This window comes from Candidatus Binatus sp. (assembly GCF_036567905.1).
Classification (GTDB): domain Bacteria; phylum Desulfobacterota; class Binatia; order Binatales; family Binataceae; genus Binatus.
This window is the reverse complement of sequence record NZ_DATCTO010000090.1, coordinates 1-19,908: the sequence shown is the minus strand read 5'-3', so window position 1 is coordinate 19,908 and position 19,908 is coordinate 1. Positions and strand designations below refer to the sequence as shown.

Annotated in this window: 17 protein-coding genes; 9 read left to right on the top strand and 8 right to left on the bottom strand. The window is 63.1% G+C overall.

Translation table 11 applies throughout. From position 1 onward, the window contains the following. Positions 1-18: 18 nt before the first annotated feature. The 3 genes from VIO10_RS13775 to VIO10_RS13765 form a co-directional block, all read right to left on the bottom strand. Entirely contained in the window at positions 19-831 is an 813-nt protein-coding gene (locus VIO10_RS13775) for a glycerophosphodiester phosphodiesterase (RefSeq protein ID WP_331965284.1), read from the bottom strand. Between the two features lie 104 nt (positions 832-935). Then, the gene (locus VIO10_RS13770) at positions 936-2,390 is read right to left on the bottom strand and encodes a M23 family metallopeptidase (RefSeq protein WP_331965281.1); all 1,455 of its coding nucleotides are present in this window, start codon (positions 2,388-2,390) and stop codon (positions 936-938) included. 242 nt (positions 2,391-2,632) lie between these two features. Beyond that, a complete protein-coding gene (locus VIO10_RS13765) occupies positions 2,633-3,835 on the bottom strand; it encodes a S1/P1 nuclease (protein ID WP_331965278.1) in 1,203 nt (400 codons plus the stop codon). A gap of 91 nt (positions 3,836-3,926) precedes the next feature. Here VIO10_RS13765 and ruvX point away from each other — a divergent pair, with 91 nt between their 5' ends. The 8 genes from ruvX to VIO10_RS13725 all read left to right on the top strand — a co-directional run bounded on the left by ruvX (position 3,927) and on the right by VIO10_RS13725 (position 13,933). Then, the gene (ruvX, locus tag VIO10_RS13760; RefSeq protein ID WP_331965275.1) at positions 3,927-4,364 is read left to right on the top strand and encodes a Holliday junction resolvase RuvX; all 438 of its coding nucleotides are present in this window, start codon (positions 3,927-3,929) and stop codon (positions 4,362-4,364) included. A 36-nt stretch (positions 4,365-4,400) separates the two neighbouring features. After that, complete coding sequence (mltG, locus tag VIO10_RS13755) at positions 4,401-5,417, top strand: endolytic transglycosylase MltG (RefSeq protein ID WP_331965272.1); 1,017 nt, start codon at positions 4,401-4,403, stop codon at positions 5,415-5,417. A 61-nt stretch (positions 5,418-5,478) separates the two neighbouring features. Continuing rightward, entirely contained in the window at positions 5,479-7,017 is a 1,539-nt protein-coding gene (locus tag VIO10_RS13750) for a hypothetical protein (RefSeq protein ID WP_331965269.1), read from the top strand. Positions 7,018-7,041: 24 nt separating this feature from the next. Beyond that, positions 7,042-8,061 carry an AAA family ATPase gene (locus tag VIO10_RS13745; protein ID WP_331965266.1) on the top strand — a complete coding sequence of 340 codons (1,020 nt, stop codon included), beginning with the start codon at positions 7,042-7,044 and terminating at the stop codon, positions 8,059-8,061. Between the two features lie 3 nt (positions 8,062-8,064). Further along, positions 8,065-8,964: a DUF58 domain-containing protein gene (locus VIO10_RS13740; RefSeq protein WP_331965263.1), complete on the top strand. Its 900-nt coding sequence runs from the start codon at positions 8,065-8,067 to the stop codon at positions 8,962-8,964. Positions 8,965-8,975: 11 nt separating this feature from the next. After that, positions 8,976-10,787: a BatA and WFA domain-containing protein gene (locus VIO10_RS13735; RefSeq protein WP_331965260.1), complete on the top strand. Its 1,812-nt coding sequence runs from the start codon at positions 8,976-8,978 to the stop codon at positions 10,785-10,787. Next, positions 10,784-13,360, top strand: a complete 2,577-nt coding sequence (locus VIO10_RS13730) for a VWA domain-containing protein (protein ID WP_331965257.1) — start codon at positions 10,784-10,786, stop codon at positions 13,358-13,360. Before VIO10_RS13735 ends, VIO10_RS13730 begins: the two co-directional genes overlap by 4 nt. A 354-nt stretch (positions 13,361-13,714) precedes the next feature. Next, on the top strand, positions 13,715-13,933 hold the full coding sequence (locus VIO10_RS13725; protein WP_331965254.1) for a hypothetical protein: 219 nt from the start codon (positions 13,715-13,717) through the stop codon (positions 13,931-13,933). A gap of 74 nt (positions 13,934-14,007) precedes the next feature. Here the strand turns inward: VIO10_RS13725 and VIO10_RS13720 are convergent, their stop codons facing one another. The 4 genes from VIO10_RS13720 to VIO10_RS13705 all read right to left on the bottom strand — a co-directional run bounded on the left by VIO10_RS13720 (position 14,008) and on the right by VIO10_RS13705 (position 17,397). Continuing rightward, entirely contained in the window at positions 14,008-14,631 is a 624-nt protein-coding gene (locus tag VIO10_RS13720) for a hypothetical protein (protein WP_331965251.1), read from the bottom strand. A gap of 142 nt (positions 14,632-14,773) precedes the next feature. Continuing rightward, positions 14,774-15,589, bottom strand: coding sequence for an alpha/beta fold hydrolase (locus VIO10_RS13715; protein ID WP_331965248.1), 816 nt, complete (start codon positions 15,587-15,589; stop codon positions 14,774-14,776). Positions 15,590-15,627: 38 nt separating this feature from the next. Then, positions 15,628-16,065, bottom strand: coding sequence for a hypothetical protein (locus tag VIO10_RS13710; protein ID WP_331965245.1), 438 nt, complete (start codon positions 16,063-16,065; stop codon positions 15,628-15,630). A 21-nt stretch (positions 16,066-16,086) separates the two neighbouring features. Then, positions 16,087-17,397: a glycosyltransferase gene (locus VIO10_RS13705; RefSeq protein WP_331965242.1), complete on the bottom strand. Its 1,311-nt coding sequence runs from the start codon at positions 17,395-17,397 to the stop codon at positions 16,087-16,089. Positions 17,398-17,549: 152 nt separating this feature from the next. Here VIO10_RS13705 and VIO10_RS13700 point away from each other — a divergent pair, with 152 nt between their 5' ends. After that, on the top strand, positions 17,550-18,797 hold the full coding sequence (locus VIO10_RS13700; RefSeq protein WP_331965239.1) for a D-alanyl-D-alanine carboxypeptidase family protein: 1,248 nt from the start codon (positions 17,550-17,552) through the stop codon (positions 18,795-18,797). A gap of 207 nt (positions 18,798-19,004) precedes the next feature. Here the strand turns inward: VIO10_RS13700 and VIO10_RS13695 are convergent, their stop codons facing one another. Then, positions 19,005-19,691, bottom strand: a complete 687-nt coding sequence (locus tag VIO10_RS13695; RefSeq protein ID WP_331965236.1) for a TIGR02453 family protein — start codon at positions 19,689-19,691, stop codon at positions 19,005-19,007. Between the last annotated feature and the right edge of the window lie 217 nt (positions 19,692-19,908).

Below are 19,908 nucleotides of genomic sequence, written 5' to 3'. Positions count from 1 at the left end.
AAACTGGAAAGAGCGCGCTCAGCGGGGCGCGGCGGCGCGGCTGCGAATCACGTCGAGCAAGCGGCGCGGGTAGTCGCTCATCAGTCCGTCCACGCCCAAGTCGAGCAGTTCCCGCATCTCGGCTTCCTCGTTCACCGTCCAGACGTGCACTTCGAGTCCGATGCGATGCGCGAACTCGACACTTTCGGGCGTGACCAGCTGCCACGATTCATAACTGGGCGGGATTTGGAGTGCGTCGCCGGGCGGACGATAGTTGTCGCGGCTCACCATCGCCTGAAAGAATCCGCCCGTTTCGAAGTACGAAAAGTTGGTCGGGATGTCCGGCGCCAGCATCCGGGCCTCGTCGAGCGGTTGCTGGTGCTCGCTGGCGACAAACACACGCTTGCGCATCCCGGCGCGATCGATCACGTCGAGCATCGGCGCGACCACGCTCGGCGCGATTTGCTTGACTTCGATCTCTATCCGCAGCGATGGAAACGCCGCAAGCACGTCGGCCAGACGCGGCATCCGGATACCCCTGTCTCTGAATGGAAAATTCGCGCCGTCGAGCGTAAACATGCGGCCCGCGTCGGCCGCCGCAAGCTCGGCGTATGTCATCTCGCAGATGACGCCGGCGCGCCCGCAAGTGCGCTCCAGATGGTCGTCGTGACTGACAACGATTTCGCCGTCGCGCGTCATGTGGATGTCAAGTTCGAGATACTGAATGCCGATCGCAGCGGCGGCGGCAAATGCTTCGAGCGTGTTTTCAGGATGCGTACCGGCGCATCCGCGATGGCCGAAGGCGCGCGGCAATCCGGGCTTGAAGAAATCGGTATTGGTATGCTCGCGCATTTCAGATGCGACCTCGCCGCGATTTCAGCCGTAACCGGGAAGCTGTGACCTGGCAATGGCGATGGAAGAGTGGAGCGATACCGTGAGGCCGTGAAGAATTCAGATCACAGCGCGCTGTCGGACCCCAAGGCGCCGAGCGCCGGGCCGCTGCGGCTGCTCGAAATTCTCTGTGCGCGCAGATGGGTGCTTTTTGAGGGGCTGTGGCCGAGCGTCACGTGGTACATGTCGGCGAACTTCGAGATCGCGGGTTTGCGCGCGTCGGTCGCGATGAAATGGCTGCCCAGGTCGGGCAGCGCGGCCAGCGCGGACTGGTAGCGATCCTTGATGTCGTCGAAGATCGCCTTCATCCGCGGCGAGACCTCGTGATTCTCGCCCAGCTTCTCGGTGAGAGGATTGACCCAGGCGCCGTCTTTTTCCATCGCGAAATGGAGATGCGGACCGGTCGAAAGGCCGGTCGAGCCGACATTTCCAATGACCTGCCCGATATGAACGTAACCGCCCGGCTTCACCTCGGAGCTAATCTTCGACAGATGACCGTAAATGCTGATCATCTCATGCTGATGTTGAATGCGGATGCAATTGCCAAGCTCGCCCTGCCATCCCGCACTTATAACTTTGCCATCGGCGACGGCTTTGACCGGCTCGCCGTATTTGGCGACCAGATCGACGCCGACATGAGGCCGGTACTCGTGCAGGATCGGATGCCAGCGATGGAAGGTGAAGCCCGAGGAAATGTACTTGAAATTGAGCGGAAACTTCAGGGACTGCGGGCCGAGCGCGTGGCCCTTTTCGTCATATAGATGAGGGCGGCCGTGTTCGTCGGAGAATGATATCGCCGTCAGTGTGCGGCTCCCAAAGCGGATTTGCGCCGCCTGCACGTCACCGGCGAGCGTGTAGGAGCCGTCGCGGCTGACCTTTTCATCGTAAATCAGCTTGACCGCGGAGCCGGGCGCGAGGCGGTTGAGATCGTGGCGGTCCGCGAACGCGTCCTGCAGCGTGGCGACGATTGGCTTGGGTATCCCGTTCTCGGCGGCTGCGCGCTGGAAGTTGTCCTTGACCGCGAACGTCAGCTTGATCGGACGAATGAAATACTCGAGCGGCCGCAGCGCAGCCTTCAGCACGCCGGCGCCGAGACTGGCCGCGGTGACCGTGGTCTTTTCGTCAAGATCGTACTTGAGGCCGCGCATCTCGCCGGTCTCGGGATCCCGGTACAGCGTCAGCGGATGCCCGCTGTAAAAATATCGGTTCGCGGTGATGCGCTGAATGTACGTCGCCCACTGATGCGCGTCGTCCGGTTCCATCCCGGCTTTGCGAAGGTAGCTTTCGATTGGCGCGGTGCGGTCCAGCGTCATGCTGATTATGATCGACGCAGGTGCGGGTTCGGCGGATTCTGGCTGCTCGACTACGTCAGGGCCGTCCTTGCCGGCATCCAGTTGGGAGCTGAGCGTGTCGAGCGGCGAGGCAAGCGTCTGCGGATTTGCCTGGAAAAAAAGAAACAGCGCCGCGGTAGTCGCAATCAGGGCAACGACCAACCCCGTCAGCGCGCGCGGATATCCCAAAGAGCGTCTCCCCCGAGCCAGCATCATCAGCGACGCTAAGTCATTCGCCTATCCAACGCAACCCTTGGCGGTGTATCCGTCTGATACATTCCGATCATCTCTATTCGCACTTCGCCCGGAATAGCGACAGAGATTAACGCAGTTACAATAGGCACAAATGAACTGATGCGCAGGGCACATGCGAATCGCGAGTATCTGACGCGCGGGACTCGATCGAAAGGGGCGGTCTCCGGGCAAATTCATCAGGGACAATTCCGAGCCGCACGATACCCCGCCTGTTCCGCCGCTTCGCGGCTCGCGAACACGACTCGATTCTCGGGCGCCATCCTGTCGTAGCTTCCGCATCCGGGCCACGCGTAAATCTTGCTTCGGCGATTGCCAACGAAAACGATTTGGTCCCCAACGGCAACGGTCTTCGATGAAACAACCTGAGCCGGGGCGGAATTCGCTTTCGATCCACGCGGCGCATCGTTCGGAGCAGCGGGCTGTGTCCAGGTCTCATTCAAGAGGCTGGCCAGCCTGAATCCCGCCTTCGCAAGCTGATGACCCGCGACCGCGTCAGCGCGGTACATGTAAGAAGAGTCCAGTTCGACGGCGTGTCCGAGAGGATTGCGGCAGACATTGGCTGTGGGTTGGCAGGGTTCGATGGGGATGTGGAGCGCGGCGTAAATGTCGGAACGCGCCAGTTGATTCGATTCCCACGCAATGTCGCCGGCAGGAATCCATGAATCGGCCTCTTTCTCAGGCGCATATTTTCGTTCCAACTTGTGGGCCGTCGTCTGGGGCCTTCCGGAATCGATGCTGTCTTCGAGACCGCGCACGACGGTGGTGTCCCAGATCTCGTGAAGATCTTTTGCTCGAGTATTCGGTTTGACCGTTATGCAATTGCCGCCGCGGTCCTCGTCGTTCGCGGCGTGCAGCGGTTGATGGATGTCGCCGACAAAGTGGATCAGGAACGCGAGATCGCCGGCAGCGCCCCAGCGGTCGTACTTCGCCTCTTTCAAGCGCTTCGAATATTCGTCGATTTTCCCTGTCACGCAGTTTCCGCCGGGGCATCGTGCAGGAACGTCCGCTCGCCGGTCTTGCAGGCAAATGTCGATGAAGTGCCATGGCTTCGTCAAAGGATCTTCATCGCGGAACTCGAAATCCGGACGGATCGAAGCCGCCTCCATCGCAGTTGCAATTGCTCTTTTGTTGGCTGACGCGCCCAGGATGTCTGCCACATGACTCGCGGCCGCCGGCGTGAGGTTGTCCGCCGCAATGATTGCGACGATTTTGTGCCCGTCAACTCCCCAAGCCGACGCCGATACAGGGCAGAGCAGGACCGCCAATACGAGATTGGCAATGCACAGCGGCGCTGAATGCGAGGATTGCGAAAACGGTTCCATCAAATTCATCAGATAGGCCCAGCCCTCGATTGTGGCCCCCATAGTACCAGCGGTCATGAAAATTGTTATCCTCCAACCCGCAGACGCGGGAGATCGCCTATGAACCACGAATATCAACCGCGCGCGACGGAACTGAACGAGCAAACCAATGCCAATCGCTGCGCTTGATCTCGGGCGGCGCCGAATCGGCGTCGCCGTCACCGACGCGGCCTCGATCGGCGCGCATCCGGTGGGTATCGTCGAGCGGCGCGCGCTCAAGCACGACCTCGAGGCGATCGCCGCGATGCTGCGCGACCGTCACGTAAGCACGATTGTCGTCGGCCTGCCGCTCAACATGGATGGCAGCGAAGGCCCCGTTGCCCGTTCGGCGCGGAGGTTCGCCGCGAGCCTGGCGGACGCCCTCGGTGTCAGCGTCGAGATGTTCGACGAGCGGCTGACGAGCTTCGAAGCGCGGGAGCGTCTGGCGGACATGCCGACCAGGAGGGGCGCGCGCAAGTCAGGGCTCGACGCGCTCGCTGCGGTGGTGATCCTCGAAGGCTGGATGCAAGCGCATCCGGACAGAGTCCCGCGCGGCGGCGGCGGCTGATGAAAAACTGCGGCGCGAAATATATCCTCGAATTAGATGAAGCTTGCGGCATCAATCCTCGCAGTCGCGATCGTCGTGGGCGCAGCGTACGCCGCGTTCTCATACTACTGGCTGAGTCCCACCGAAAAATTCGCGCCGCCGCGGGAACTCACGATTGAAAAGGGCGAGTCGTTTCGCCAAATCGCGCGGGCGCTGGCGGACGCCGGCGTGGTTCGAAGCGCGCTCGCGCTGCGATTATACGGCCAGATGAGCGAGACCGCGCGCCAAGTCAAGCCGGGCGACTATGCTTTCAACGGCGGCGAGCGGATTCCCGACGTGATGCGCCATCTGGTCAGGGGCGATTTCGTCGTCGTCACAATCACGATTCCCGAAGGCATGACGGTCCATCAGATCGCGCAGCGGTTGGCCGAGACCGGCCTGGTCTGCGAGGATGAATTCGAGCAGGCCGCGCGCGACGGCGCGATGGTGCGCGCGCTGGGGCTGATGCCGCTCGGCGCGGAAGGCTACCTGTTCCCGGCGACCTACAGATTTTCGCCGCACGCGAAGACCAACGACGTGCTCTCCGCGATGCTCGCGCGGTTCTACCAGGTCCTGACGCCTGCGGTGGAAGAGCGGATGTTCGAGGCCGGCCTGGATGCGCGCCGGCTGGTCACGATGGCCTCGATCGTCGAGAAGGAAGCGAAAGTGCCGGGCGAGCGGCCGCTGATCGCGGGCGTGTTCTACAATCGGCTGCGGCTCAAGATGCCGCTGCAATCCGACCCGACGGCGGAGTATGCGCTCGACGGAGCGAGGGCGTCGGCCGCAAGCGCGGTTCACACGGCGTCGGCCTTCAATACGTACGACTTCACCGGCTTGCCGCCCGGGCCAATCGCGAATCCCGGGCTGAAATCGATCGAAGCCGCGCTATATCCGACGCATACCGAATTTCTCTATTTTGTCGCCCGCGAAGGCGGCACTCATGTCTTTTCGAAATCGTTTGAGGAGCATCGGCGCGCGATCGCACTGGAACGGAAACCGCCGGCAGGTAAACCGGCCGCAATCCCGGTAAAATAAGGCGGTCCGGGCCGCCGATTGGACGGTCGCATCTGCGTCGAGTACGCTATAATTTCATTCTGTGGACAATCCGGTCGAGACAATCGGGATCGCCAGCGCGCGGATCGCGCGGCTAGCCGCCATCCGTGCGATGCTATGCGCGGTTGCGCCGGCGCTCACCGCGATCGCGCTGGGAGCGTTGCTCACGCAGATTGGCGACGTGACCTGGACGCGGCTGGGATACCGGCTTGCGCCCGAGCGTGGCGCGGTGCTCAGCCTCGCGTTGATCGGCGCGGGCATCGTGGTGCTGGCGGCAGGATTGGTCATGGCATTTCGGGCGTATCGGCGCGCCAGCGACTTTGTGGCGGCGGCAGCCGAACTCGACGACCGCCTGGAATGCCATCAGGAGATCGTGACGTTCGCCACGCTGGCCGATCCGTCGGCGCCGGAGAGCATCCGTGCGCGGCGCACGCCGCTGTTCCCGATTCTGTGGCGGCGCGCGATCGCGCTGTTCGGCGGTCTCGATGTGCGCCGGGAATTCAGACTCGAAATCGGCGAGCCGCTCAAGCGATCCTCGATTTTTGCGGGCGTGGTCGCGCTTGCGATGGTGCTGGCGACATTAGGATTGGTGCGCGCGCCGACGCCCGAGAATACCGAGGCCGCCAAGCTGCGCGCGATCGCCGCGGAGATCGCCAGAACATCGGCCAGCTCCGACGATTCCGCGCTGGTGGACAAGATTCGCCAGGCAGCCGACGCACTGGAAAATTCCAAGCTGCCGCCCGAGGAGAAAAAGAAGCGCATCGAGGAAGCGATGCGGGAGGCCGACAAGGCCGCTCAGAAGCGCAACAACAGCCAGTCCGGAAAAAATCAGGGCACCGGCAAGTCGAACGCGCAGAACGGAAAGGGCAGCGGCAAGAGCCAGAGCCAGGGCAGCTCATCGGGCGCGGGCAGCGGCCAGGGCAAGAGCGGGTCCGGCGCCGGCCAGAACCTGGGCGGCGGCAGCGCGGGTTCAGGCAAAGGCGAAACCGGCAAGAATTCAGGCAAGAACGAAGGCGGAAAAGGATCGGCAAAAAACGACAAGAACGATCAGCACAAGGGCGACCAATCGAGCATCGAACTCCACAACGAACTCGCCAAAGCCGAAGCGCAGGTCGAGACCGCCAACGCAAAAAATCCCGGCCCCAACAACCAGCCCGGCAACGACAAAAATCAAGGCGGCGGCAGCCAGCCCGAGCCCAACCGACCCGGCAATATCCCCAAGCCGGGCGCCAACGCCGATCGCAATATTCCCGCCACCGGCGGCAAGCCTAAGAATAACAAGGACATGGGCTCGAACCTCGGCGATACGCATCTTGGCGAGATGCCGACCTCAACCAATGCGCAGCGCTTCCTGAAGCCCGGCGAGAAGGGTGCGACCGTTGACATCAAGGATGCGCGCTACGTCATGTTCCGGCTGCCGGGAGCGCCCTCTTCCGGTAACGGCGGAAAAACGGTACTTGACACCGATCGGCCCACGGCGACGACGGGTTACGTCAATGCCCCGCTTGCGCCGACCAGCGACGACGCGCCGCCCGACGAACGACAACTGGTGCCGCCGCGCTATCGCGACATGATTCATTAGATTCAGGATAAGGAAGGACAACGGATGGGAGCGGCTCCTCAACAAGCTTCACCCGACCAGCGGGTCGCGGAATTCCGCAAGATTTTCTCGCGCGCCGAGAGCGAAGTCGCGCGCGTGATCGTCGGCCATCGTGAGGTCGTGCGAAAGATGCTGACCGCGCTGTTCTGCGGCGGCCATATTTTGATCGAAGGCGTGCCCGGACTGGGCAAGACGCTGATGGTCAAGGCGGCCAGCGAAACGCTCGGGCTCAGCTTCAAACGAATTCAGTTCACGCCCGACCTGATGCCCTCGGATATCATCGGCACGCAGGTGCTGACCGAGGCCGACGGTCATCGCGAGTTCCAGTTCAAGCCCGGCCCGATCTTCGCGCACATGGTGCTCGGCGACGAGATCAATCGCGCGACGCCCAAGACGCAATCGGCCGTGCTCGAGGCGATGGAAGAGCATCAGGTCACCGTCTTCGGCACCACCTACGTGCTCGATCCGCCGTATATCGTCCTCGCCACGGAAAATCCCATCGAGCTCGAAGGAACCTATCCGCTGCCCGAGGCGCAGATGGATCGGTTCATCTTCAAAGTCGTGATGGGATCGCCCAAGCCTGACGAATTGCGCGAAATCCTCAGCCGCACCACTGGCACGGCGCAAAATCGCATTCAGCCGGTGTTCGAACCTTCGCGCGCGCCGCGGGCGATCGAGGAACTCAAAGCTCTGGTTCGCGAGGTGATGGTGGCCGAACCGCTCGAGCGTTTCATCATCGGCGTGATCGGCGGATGCACTCCCGGCGGTCCCGGCGCCATTCCCGAGGTCTCCCAATACCTGCGTTTTGGGCCGAGCCCGCGCGGCGCGCAGGCGCTGATTTTGTGCGCCAAGGTTAACGCATTGCTCGCCGGCCGCGTGAGCGTGAGCTACGACGATATCGACGACGCGATCGTCCCGTGCCTGCGCCATCGCTTGCTGCTCAACTTCCAGGCCGAGGCCGAAAGTGTTTCTTCCGAATCGATCCTCGAGCAGGTGGTAAAGCGGCTCAGGAAGCCGCGCACGTAGCCGATGTTCGGACTGCCGGACGAGTTCACGCCGGGTTTTCTTGCCCGGCTCGAAAAGCTCAGGATCAGAACCCGCCAGCGATACGCCGGGCTGGGCCGGGGGATGCATCTGTCGCCCAAGCGCGGCTCGTCGCTCGAGTTCAACGATTTTCGTCATTACTCGCCCGGCGACGACTTCCGTTACATCGATTGGGGGCTTTACGGCCGCAGCGACAAACTCTACATCAAGCTTTTCCAGGAAGAGGAAGACCTGCTCACGTACATCTTCGTCGATGCGAGCGCGTCGATGGCGTATCCGGCGGGCGACCGCAAGTTCGAGTCGGCGATCCTGACTGCGCTCGCACTTGCCTACGTCGCGCTGGCCAGCGGCGATCGGGTGATGCTGCGCGTGCTCGGCGGCAGCGGCGGGAAGGTGAATCCGTCGTTCGTCAACGGCCGCCATCGAATCGTCGAGCTCGCGCGCCGCCTTCACAATCTCAAGCCGGGCGGGCAGTTCGATTTCGCGACTTCGCTGGCGACCGAGCTGCTCGCGATTCGGCGCGCCGGCAAGGTGTTTATCGTTTCCGATTTCCTGATGCTGCTCAACTCGGTCACGCGCGGGCTGGGGATGTTCACCGCGGCCTCGATGGACCTGACGGCCGTGCAGATTCTCGGCGGGCGCGAGCTCAACGGCCAGGGCCTCGACGGCGACGTGGAGGTAGTCGATTCCGAGTCCGGCGAGCGGCTGCGCGTCTCGATCGGCGACCGCGAGCGCACGCAGTATCGCGAGACGATGCTGCGTCTCACGCGCGAAATAAAATCCTTCTGCCTCGGACGCGGGCTGCATTACGCGCTCTACACGACCGACCACGACTTCCAGAATTTCTTCGTCCGCGCGGTGAGCGACCTCGGCCTGGCGCACTGAAGAGTTATCCGATGGGATTCCTTTATCCAGGCGCGCTCGTATTTTTCGCCCTGGTGCCGGCGCTGGTGCTGGCATACCTGGCCAAGGAGCGGCCGGCGCGGGTGACGGTGTCAAGCGTGCTGGCGTTTCGCGCGCTGCGCGGTTTTCGGCGCGAGCGTTTCGGCGGATGGCCGCGGCTGGATTGGATGTTCTTCGCCGAGGTCTTCATCCTGAGTCTCGCGGTGCTCGCGATGGCGGGTCCGTTCATCTGGAAGAAAACCGCTCCGCTGGCAGTCGTGATCGACAATTCCGCCGCGATGCAGGCGTTGACGCCCGCAGGTAAGAGCCGTTTCGAGGTTGCGCGCGAAAAGCTCGACGCCGCCTTGTCCGCCGAAGACGGCGGTGGCGAAATCTCAGTTTACGTCACCGCGCCGCAGCCGCGCCGCGTGGCGCCCCCGTTCAGTACCCTGACCGAGGCGCGCCTTGCGCTGTCGCGAATCAAGCCGACCGATGCGCCCAACGATCAAACGACACTCGAGAATTTCCTCGGCAACCTCGCCTCGGAAGCGCGCGTCAGCAAGGTGATTTTTGCCGGCGCCAACGCGCTCGCCGCGCCGGTCCCCGCGCGAATTCATCCGATCGCGGTGGGCGACGCGGTCGCCAACGCCGCGATCGGCTCGTTCTCGCTGCGGCGCGAAGTCCTTGGCGCGGAAGCTCTCCACGCGAGTCTCTCCATCGCCAACTTCAGCCCTGAAACCCGCACGCTCGAGCTCGTCGTGAGCGGAGACGGCAGGGAAATCGCCCACGCCAAGGAAGCTCTCGGCGCGCGTGAGACCGCTACGCTCGAGTTCCCCGCGATCCCGCCCGCGCGGATTTACCAGGCAAAACTCGCGCCCGACGACGCGCTCGCTCTCGACAACGTCGCTTACGCGACAGCCGGCTCCGTCAAGAACGTGTCGATTCTTTTCATCAGCCCGACTCCGGCCGACGCCGCGGGCCTGAACTCGATTCCCGGCGTCGAGGTCACCGCTCAAACCCCCGATTCCTACTCGCCCGGCGATCTCGGCAACTTCGATCTCGCCATCTTTGAATACGCCGCGCCCAAGGAACTCCCCGGCGTGAACACGATGCTCGTGATGCCGCCGCCGGGCGATCCCGTTTTCGGATTGACGGTGACGCCGACCGCGAAGGTCCAGATCGCCGGATGGCGCACGACCGACACGCTCACCGATTCGGTGAACTTCCGCCTGCTCAGTCTGCGCGGCGGCGAGTATTTCGGGACTCATCCATGGATGAGCCAGGTGGTCGGCGGCGACGGCGGCGCGATCGTGCTCAAGGGCGAGCGCGGAGCGCATCGTTTCGTCGCGACCGGCTTCAATCCGTTTCCGTATCTCGGGCGGCGCAACCTTCCCATGTCGGTGCTGACGCTCAACGCCATCAGTTATCTGGCCGGACTGGGTGCGAACAGCAGCGGCTACCGGACCGGACAGCCGTGGCTGGCGCCGGCGGGCGTCGAGCGCGTGATACTCCCGTCGGGAAGCGCGGCGGCAGCAAATCCCGGCACGCTTTTCACCGCGGTGTCGGAGCAGGGAATCTACGAACTCGTCGGTCCGGGCGGCGCGAAGACGCCGCGCGCTGTGAATCTTGCCGACTTGACCGAGTCGGATCTCTCCAGCTCGCCGCAGCTCAAAGTCGAAGCCGCAAGTTCGGGTTCCGCAGCCGCGCCGGTGATGGAAAAATCCCCGCTTGGCGATTACCTTCTCGCCGCGATTATCGCGCTGACCGCTCTGGAAGCCCTTCTCGTCTATCGGCGCCGCCGCATCGCCGAGGCCGCCGCGCCGTGATTCCAACAGTCTCCCCGCACGATTTGAGCTTCGCTCATCGCGAGCTGCTGTATCTGCTCGCGATTCCCGCGATCGTTTTGCTCTGGGGTCTTGTCAACGCGCGCGAAATTCGCCGCGTGTTTGCGCCGCTGATGCGCGCGATAGTGCTCGCCCTGTTCGTCGTCGCGCTCGCAAATCCGCAGCAGGTGATGCATTCCGAGGGCGCCGCGCGGCCCGCAATCGCCGACGCGAGCGCCAGTATCACGCCGGCGATGCGCGCGTGGACGCTCAAGCTGATCCGCGACGACCTCGGGCTGCGCGCGGCAGATCCCGCGTACATGTTCGCGGCCAGCGCGGTCCCGGAATCGATCGGCGCCGTCGAATCGGCGTTCGCCAACGGGACCGGATGCGCCGAATGCGGGCCCGGCGCGACCAACCTTGAAAGCGCGCTCTACCGTATCGCCGCAGATCCCGACGCGCACGGCGGCCCGGCCGTGATGGTGACCGACGGATGGCAAAATCGCGGCGACGCGGAGCGCGCGATAAGCGCGATTGTCTCCGCCGAGATTCGCCTCGACATCTTCACGCCGCCCGGCGCGCGTTCGATTCCCAACGTCGCGATGACGGCGCTTTCGCTTCCGCCGGCGCTGGAGAAAGCCGCTCCGTTCGCGCTCGGCGTCACGATGGAGAATCTTAACGACCTGCCCGCGGCGGGAACCATCACCATCGAGCGCGACGGCGCGGTTATCGATGAGCGCAAAGTGACGCTGGCGCGCGGCTCGCAGCGCTTCGACTTCCCGGTCCGCACCGAAACCGCCGGCCTGGCTTCGTACACCGCCGCCTTCAAGCCCGACAATCCCGCGCTCGACGCGTACCCCGAGGACGACTCGCTCAAAGGATGGGTGGGAGTGGGCGCGCGGCGCAAAGTTCTGATTCTTAGCGACAGCGCCAGGGACGCCAACTATCTCGGCATCGTCGTCAATCGGATGGGACTCGAACCGACCGTCGTGCCCGTCACCGGCGGGACCTGGGACGGCGCCGTCTCGGGTTACGACGCGGTGTTGATCAACAACGTGCCGAGCGAACGAATCGCGCCGGCCGCGCAGAACGCGATGGCGGAGTACGTGCGTCGCGGCGGTTCGCTCGCGATGATCGGCGGCGATTCGAGTTTCGGCCTTGGCGGTTATGCGGACAGCCCGCTCGCGGCCGTGATGCCGGTGACGATGAAGCCGCCGCAGCACAAGGAAAAGAAACGCGCGCTGATATTGATCATCGACAAGTCGGGCTCGATGGGCCGCAACGACAAGCTCACCTACGCCAAAGCCGCCGCCGAGACCGTCACCAGAACTCTCAAGGACAACGACCTGATCGGCGTCATCGGATTCGACTCGCAGCCGTTCGTCGTCATCCCGCTGCAGTCCGTCGGCCAGAGCCGCCCGTATTTCGATCAGATGATCAACCGGCTCTCCGCGCATGGCCAGACTTTCATGATTCCGGCGCTGCGCGAGGCCGAACGCATGCTCGGCAACAGCGGCGCACAGGTCAAGCACGTCGTTGTCCTCACCGACGGCGAGACCGGAGGCACCGCCGAGATGTACTATGACCTGGTCTCGCGGATGCATCATGACGCCAACACGACGATCTCGACGATCGCAATCGGGCGGGACGCCAATGTGGACCTGCTCCAGGCGATCGCCAGGTACGGCGGCGGTTCCTACTATCAGACCGACAGTCCGCGCAATCTGCCCCAGCTTTTCGTCCAAGACTTTCGCGCCCACGGCGGCGAGATCACGATGGTCGAAAAAGAATTCACACCGCGCAGCGAAAGCCCCGACGCGATTTTGAAAGATCTCGCGGCGCGCCAGATGCCACCGCTCAAGGGCTACGTCTCCACCGAGATCAAACCGCGCGCCACGATGAGCATGTACGTCGATCGCAGCGGCACGCGCGAGCCCGTCATCGCGAGCTGGAAGTACGGCGCGGGCAAAGCGATGGCGGTGACCACGGACGCGAGCGGGCGATGGTCCGGCAGGTGGGTCAGCGCGAATGTTTTTCAGCCGCTGTGGGATCGCATTCTCGCCTGGATGACGCCGGAGATGCCCGCCGAACCCAAAATCGACGTCGCACTCGGCTACAATGCCGGCCGGATCAATATAAAGCTGACCGACTACAGCGCCGAGCCGGGCAACGCCGCCCGCCTGGTAACCGTGCTCGTGACGCGGCCCGACGGAACCCGGACTGAAACCGCACTCACCGAAGAAGTTGTGGGCGAGTTGTCGGGATCGATCGACGCGCCCGCCCCCGGCAATTACTACTTCGAAGTGCGCTCGCCGGCCGGCAAGGACAAGAAGTTCCCGCCGCTCGCGTTCACCGTCAGTCCGTCGGTCAACGCCGAACTGCCGCGCCCCGAGCCCAACTACGGCCTGCTCGAACAACTCGCGTCCGCCACCGGCGGGCGTCTCAATCCGTCGCCGGCGGAAGTCTCGACGCAACGCGCCACGCTCGAGCGCCGCGTCTCGATGAATCCGTACCTGCTCGTCGCCGCGATGATTATGCTTATTGGTGAGGCGCTGGTTCGCCGCCTCACTGCGTGAGAGCAGTTCGATGAAAGACGACCCGGTTCACCCCAAGGCGCAACGTCTGCGCGCGATGCGGCTTGCGCTTTTTTGTGTCATGCGCTTTTTTTGCCTCCGTTTTTTTGTGTCATCCCGAGCGAAGCCGAGGCACCCCGGATCTTTCTCGACGCCGAGACTGTTCGACTTCGCTTAAGGCCTGACACCCACCGCCTTTCCCGTCCGGATTCCGTCAGACGACTCCGCCGGAAAAGTCCACCAATCGCGCGAACTTTCACGCTTTGAGCATTAGCAATACTGACGCAATTATGCTAAATATTTCACCTTAGGATCCCCCGGCGCCTGCGGCCATTCCAAATCAGGAAGGTGGCTTTTATGGAACGGGTTGAAGTGGTTTGCGGCAATGTCTTCGTCATCCGGACGCGCCAATTGAGTCCCGATTGGTGGTGCTGCGACCTTTACGAGCGGGTCGAAACCGACATCGGCGGCGAGGCGTTTGTGCTCGAGGATTTCGGCCAATCAGAAATGGAAGCTATCGGGATGGCGCTGAGCAACGCGCACGAGCCCAACCACGTCCAGCATCATCATCACTGATTCACGGCGCGCTGAAACGGTGAAATGCTGCATATCAATGTACGCAACCTCGACGACGGCCTCGGGGCGAACGCTCATGGCGCCGTGCGACCCAGGACGATTCGCACCACCCGGCCGAGGTCAGCCTCCCGCAGGTGAATCCGGCGAACTTCGCTGACCGGCCGCGCGCTCATCCGGGCGATCGCCTCGAGCATCAGTGCCTGGCTCATCCCGTGGCGCATCTGGCCGATCAGAATCTTCGCGATGTACCCGGCTTCGAATGCCGATGCGCGCGCGAACAGCTCGCGCAGCGCGTCGAGCTTGCGCTGGCGCGCGTGGCGCCCCTCGATAGCGGCGATCTCGGCGAATTTTTCGTTGAGCTCACGAATCGTAAGCGTGGGTTCAGGGTCGGCCGCGCGAAGCTTGAGCGTCATCTCGATCGCCTCGCCGAAGTCTGCCGCGGCGGCAAAGATGTCTTCGCCCTGGTCTGCGCTGTCTGTCATCTCCGCGACGATTTTCCAGATTGCGCGGCCGCTTATCTGGATGCGCTTCTCCTCGCCCGGCGCGACCGTGCGGCCGACCATGAATCGCGCCGCGACTTCCGCTTCATCGATGTCGAGTTTGGCCAGAAATGTGCCTACCGTCTCGGCCATCTGAAGCCGGCTCTGCGTCTGCCCGAGCGACTGGCAGACGATTGCGAAGTCGTAAAACGAGGGCACGTACGAGATTAAGGCTGCCCGCGGCCCCCCGCGCAAGCGCCGGCCGTGGCGACGGCAGCGCAGTATTAAGCCATTGGCAGGGACCGCGCGCGACAACGGAGCGCGGTCGTTGGCACGACGGGCCAGTATTAATTCGCAGGGATTACCCCTGCATTGGATGCGATTTTACGAACGGCAAAAAAACTTCCAGGAATGCGTCGCGGCCCTCGTCCATGAATGCGTGTCCCACGCCCGCGATGATGTGTAGTTTCGCGCCGGGTATCTGCGCCGCGATTATCTCGGAGTTCTTCGCCGGGATCAGCACGTCGTCGGCGCCGGTCACGACCAGCGTCGGCGCCTTGATTTGCGGCAGGCGGTCAAACGTTTTGAGCGTATAGGTCCCTTCGAGTTGGCGTTGGAATGCAAACGGCGGCGTCGGATGCTTGAGCAGGCGCGCAATCGCGGCCTCGAGCACCGCGCGATTCTCCGCGATGTACTTTGGCGTGTAGGTGAGCGGCCATGAGCGCCGAACCACTGCCTCCGGCGCAACCCCCTCGCGCGGCGCGGTCAGAATTTTCAACGATTCGAGCGGCGGCGGCACGGCGTGCGTGCCACCCGCCGTGGTGCATCCAAGCGTGAGCGTCGCCGTTCGACCCGGATGCCGCAGCGCGAACTCCTGTGCGATCATCCCGCCCATCGAGACGCCAAAGATGTGCGCCCGCGAAACTTCGAGCTTGCCGAGCAGCCCGGCTGCGTCGTCGGCAAACATCTCGATCGAATACGGCGCGTCAGGCTTGTCGCTCTGCCCGGTACCGCGATTGTCGAACGTGATCACGCGAAACGTGCGCGCGAGTTCGGCTACAAGCTTGGGATCCCACGCCGCTGAACTGGCGCCGAGACCCATGATCATCAGGATCGGCTCGCCGTTGCCGGCGACGTCGTAGTTGAGGCTCACTTCGCCGACTTGAGTCTTTGGCATTTCGATCTCCTTTCCGGCAACGCCAATGGCCGCCCGCTTTACTTGTTAACGCAGAATCCCCGCTGCTTCATGTACTCGACGGAGTTCCTGGTCAGCGCGGACTGCGCGGTCGCATCGGCCCGATAGATCGAGTTGTGCTGCGGATTGTAATAGCACATCAGCTCGATAGCCTGGCCCATCGGAATCTGAAATTCGACTGACTCGGGAGCGCTGGGCGGCACGTATGAACTCGCCATCGGCATCGTTGCTGGCTGCGACGACGGCGCCGGCGACGCAAGCCCTCCCGTGTCCTGGCACATCTTGACCGCATCGATCTCGCAACTGCCTGGTGCGGCGGGCGATAGCTGCATGCTTGCCAGATTCAGCCGCGGCGATTGCGGCTGCTTGCTCAAGCACGAGGTTGTGCAGATTGCGGTCGCCACGATAAAAGCCAGCGCCCCACTCCCGGCAAGTCTCAAGATGCGATGCTCTGTCATCTCAGGATTCTCTCCCCGATTTCAGGCCGTCGTCGAGCCAACCGCGGCGACGTCGCTGGGCGCGCGATCTTCGAGTTCAACCTTGCGGCATCGGAGAATCAGCTCGCTGCGCACGATGTAGGCGATCTCCTCGATCACGATTCCGTGGCGGGCAAGGATCTCGCGGAGCCGGTCCAGCGTGTAATGCGTGATGTGCTCGTCCTTGTATCCGCCGGGCATCAGGAAGCCGTAGATCGGTTCGATAATCCGCCATCCGATCGTCGCATAGTCGGGCGTGCCGAGGATTAGCCGGCCACCGCTGCGGAGCACCCGGCGGATCTCGCTGAAAATCGACTCGTCGAATGGAATATGCTCGATAACCTGCGAACTGATCACGCAATCGAACGATTCGTCCTTGAACGGCAGCGCGAAGGCGGAGCCGTTGACCAGCGGAATTTCGTAGCGGCGCAGAAAGCGGAGCTTGGCGTAGTTGTAGTCCATGCCGATCACGTTGTTGAGGCTCTGCACGATCAGACTGGAACCGCATCCTGCGTCGAGCACGCGGCCCACGCCGCGCGCCCATAGCACGGTGATGCGATGGCGGCGGCGTTGCCAGTAGCGCTGCGGGGGAATCAGGCTGTAGAAGGCGCGTTCGTCGTAGTCGGCGGACTTAAGCGAGTTGCGGATTTTCCACAGCGGCAGCGAAGAACGCAGGATTTTCCATCCGAAGCTGACCAGCTTCGCGTGCGAGCGGCCCGCGCCGCGCGGAAAATAGGTGAACGGAACTTCGACGATGCTGAATCCGCTGGCGTAGGCTTTGACCAGAATTTCCTCGACCACCTCGAAATTCGTGGCCGTGAGTTCGAGGTTCGCCAACACCTCACGCCGGTACAGGCGATATCCGCTGGACAGGTCGCGCACCGGCATCGAGAGCACCCGCCGCAACACGACGTTCAGCAGCCAACTCGTAAAACGGCGAACGAAGCCCGAGTAGGCAACGCCGCCGACCGCGTAGCGGGACGCGATCACGATGTCAGCGCGGGTTCGGGCCCGCCACATCTTGACGATGAAATCGGGATCGTGCGACTGGTCGGCGTCGAGCGTAAGCAGGTAGTCGCCGCGCGCCTCGGCAATCCCCGTCTCCAACGCGCCCGCGTATCCGCGCCGGCGTTCCGCAACGACTCGCGCGCCGAGCGCTTCCGCCGTTTCACGCGTGCCGTCGCTGGACTCGCCGTCCACCACCACGATCTCGTGAGTGAGCCGCTCGCGGTCGAGCAACGCGATGAGCCTGGGGATCAAAGCGCTGAGGTTTTCGGCCTCGTTCACGACCGGCAAAATTACTGAAACGTCCATTCGGGCTCAGTTTCCTTTATGCTCGAACGCGTGAAAAGGGAATATGCCCGATTGCCGATGATCGCTATTGGGTGATCCCGGCCGGCTTGCCCGCCAACGTCGCGCGCCGCACGCTCGCGGAGTAAAATCTGCTGAGGCGGAGGGCGACGGGCGTGCGGAAAAAATCAATTTCGAAGGCGATTGCGTTTGCGGCGATCGCGATCGCGGCGGCAAGTTCCACTCCGTCCTTTGCAAGGGTGATTCACCGCCATCCAACCGCATCGAAGCACGCCGAAGAACAGGCGCCCGCGGTTCCGTTGACCGCGATTCACGTGCTCGGCGACAGACCGGCTCCGTTCGCGCTCGACGCAAAGGCCGCCATGATGATCGATGGCGACACCGGCGCGGTGCTGTACGCATTCAACGAACATCAGAAGATGCAACCCGCCAGCCTCGCCAAGATCATGACGTTCTACCTGACCCTCGACGCGCTGAAGGCGGGCAAGATCATCCCGGCCACCGACGTCACGATCAGCGAAAAGGCGTGGCGGCTCTCGATGGACGATACCGTCTCGCGGATGTTTCTCGGCGTGGGACAAAAGGTCGCCGTGAACGACCTCCTGTATGGCCTGATGGTATCGTCGGGCAACGACGCGGCGGTGGCGCTGGCGGAATACCTCGGCGGCAGCACCGACGCGTTCACGCAGATGATGAACGACAAGGCCAGGGAGATCGGGCTCATCGAGACTCACTTCGAAAACCCCGACGGGTTGCCGGCGCCAGGCGAGTTCACCACCGCGGCCGACATGGTGGCGCTTGCACACTCGCTCGTGCGGCATCATCCGGAGGCGCTCAAGTACACCTCGGACAAGGAATTCGCGTTCGACAAGATCAAGCAACCCAACTTCAACACGCTGCTGTTCTACGACAAGCGCGTCAACGGGATAAAGACCGGCCACGTCAACGAGGCGGGCTATCACCTGGTCGCGTCGGCATCATCGAACGGGATGAATCTGCTGTCGGCCGTGATGGGCGCGCCGAGCGCGGCGCGGCGCCGCACCGAAACCGAGAAACTGATTGATTGGGCGTTTCGCGCTTTTGTCAGCTACCGGCCCGATTTGAGCAAGGCGATACCCGCGGCGATACCGGTGCGCGACGGCGTCGCCGAGGCGGTGGCGATCGGGCCCCAGGGCGCTGCGGTGTTCACGCTCGGGCGCGGCGAAGAGAGCAAGGTCACGGTCCAATTCGAGCCCGCGGCAAGGTACCTGGAAGCGCCGGTTCAACCCGGCGTGGCGGTTGGCGATCTTGCGGTTCTACTCAACGGCAAGCCGCAAGCGGGGATTCCAATCGTAACCAAAGCGGGCGTGGCTCGCGCCGGATTGTTCGGCCGCCTGGGTCAGAAGCTCCGCCGCATCCTGTAAGCGCAACGCGCTACGCTTCCAATTCTTCGAGAAGCGCTTTCGCGTCGCGCAGGTCGCTTGTCTCGTGCCAACGTGCAGGGGTGACCCCTGCACCCGGTATTAAGGGCCGTTGGCACGGCTGGCCAGCATTAAGGCCGCCCGCCGTTGGCGGGCGCGGCCACTGCAAATGGGTCTTAATACTGGCTACCCGTGCCCACGGGCGGGCGGTCACCACTTGAGCCCCAGCGCCTCGGTTAGAAACTTCATGAACGGCGCTGCCGACGCGCACGCGCTGGAAAATAAACCCATGAACTCTGCCGAGCAGACTTCGTTGCGCGTGAACTGCGTGCCGCCGATGAAGTCCTTGCGCTTGAGATCCTCGATCAACGGATGGTTGGCGTCGTAGCCTTTCGGCGGGCGCGACAGCATGTCGCCTGCCATTTCGAATCGCGCCCTGAATCTACGGTCGTTGACGGCGCTCTTCCATTTCGCGGGCCGCGCGACGATCGCGTCGCGAATCTTGGCGACCATGTCCGCGTGCGGATGCCATACACCGACGCCGGCGAAAGCCTCCGCGGGCGAAAGCGACAGGTAGAACGACGGCGAGTCGAAGCGCTTCCCGTCGCGATGACCGAACGCCGCGGCCGCGTTGGTATGATACGGCGCCTTGTCGCGCGAGAAGCGCAGATTGCGATGGATGCGCATCATCGAGCCGGCCGCCGGGCGCGGATCGGCGACGTAGCGCGCGCTGATCTTTCGCAGCCGCGGCCCGAAATCAGCGATGAATGCGAGCATCGGCTCGCGCACCTCGCGCTCGTAGCGCGGCTTGTTCTGCGCAAACCAGTCGCGATTGTTGTTGCGGCTCAGTTCCTCGAAAAATTCGAAGAATCGCGGAGTAAAGTAGCGCCGTGCCATCGCCCTCGCTTCGCGCCAGGATGAATTCGTTCAGTACTTTGAAAATGCGACCGGCGTGATTTCTAACGCGAACCATCGTGGCCTGCACCCCGAAAACTCAGCCGAAATGAGGTAGAGTCCGTCGCCTGAAAAGGAGACGGACAATGAAAGGGAGTCGCTTCAGCGAGGAGCAGATCATCGGGGTGCTGCGCGAACACGAGGCCGGGGCAAAGACCGA

Excerpts from the sequence above, each read along its gene's own strand:
- VIO10_RS13695 (WP_331965236.1), bottom strand. The coding sequence starts at position 19,691 with ATGGCACGGCGCTACTTTACTCCGCGATTCTTCGAATTTTTCGAGGAA.
- VIO10_RS13740 (WP_331965263.1), top strand. The coding sequence starts at position 8,065 with ATGTTCGGACTGCCGGACGAGTTCACGCCGGGTTTTCTTGCCCGGCTC.
- VIO10_RS13735 (WP_331965260.1), top strand. The coding sequence starts at position 8,976 with ATGGGATTCCTTTATCCAGGCGCGCTCGTATTTTTCGCCCTGGTGCCG.
- VIO10_RS13745 (WP_331965266.1), top strand. The coding sequence starts at position 7,042 with ATGGGAGCGGCTCCTCAACAAGCTTCACCCGACCAGCGGGTCGCGGAA.
- VIO10_RS13725 (WP_331965254.1), top strand. The coding sequence starts at position 13,715 with ATGGAACGGGTTGAAGTGGTTTGCGGCAATGTCTTCGTCATCCGGACG.
- mltG (WP_331965272.1), top strand. The coding sequence starts at position 4,401 with ATGAAGCTTGCGGCATCAATCCTCGCAGTCGCGATCGTCGTGGGCGCA.
- VIO10_RS13705 (WP_331965242.1), bottom strand. The coding sequence starts at position 17,397 with ATGGACGTTTCAGTAATTTTGCCGGTCGTGAACGAGGCCGAAAACCTC.
- VIO10_RS13715 (WP_331965248.1), bottom strand. The coding sequence starts at position 15,589 with ATGCCAAAGACTCAAGTCGGCGAAGTGAGCCTCAACTACGACGTCGCC.
- VIO10_RS13765 (WP_331965278.1), bottom strand. The coding sequence starts at position 3,835 with ATGACCGCTGGTACTATGGGGGCCACAATCGAGGGCTGGGCCTATCTG.
- VIO10_RS13775 (WP_331965284.1), bottom strand. The coding sequence starts at position 831 with ATGCGCGAGCATACCAATACCGATTTCTTCAAGCCCGGATTGCCGCGC.
- ruvX (WP_331965275.1), top strand. The coding sequence starts at position 3,927 with ATGCCAATCGCTGCGCTTGATCTCGGGCGGCGCCGAATCGGCGTCGCC.
- VIO10_RS13710 (WP_331965245.1), bottom strand. The coding sequence starts at position 16,065 with ATGACAGAGCATCGCATCTTGAGACTTGCCGGGAGTGGGGCGCTGGCT.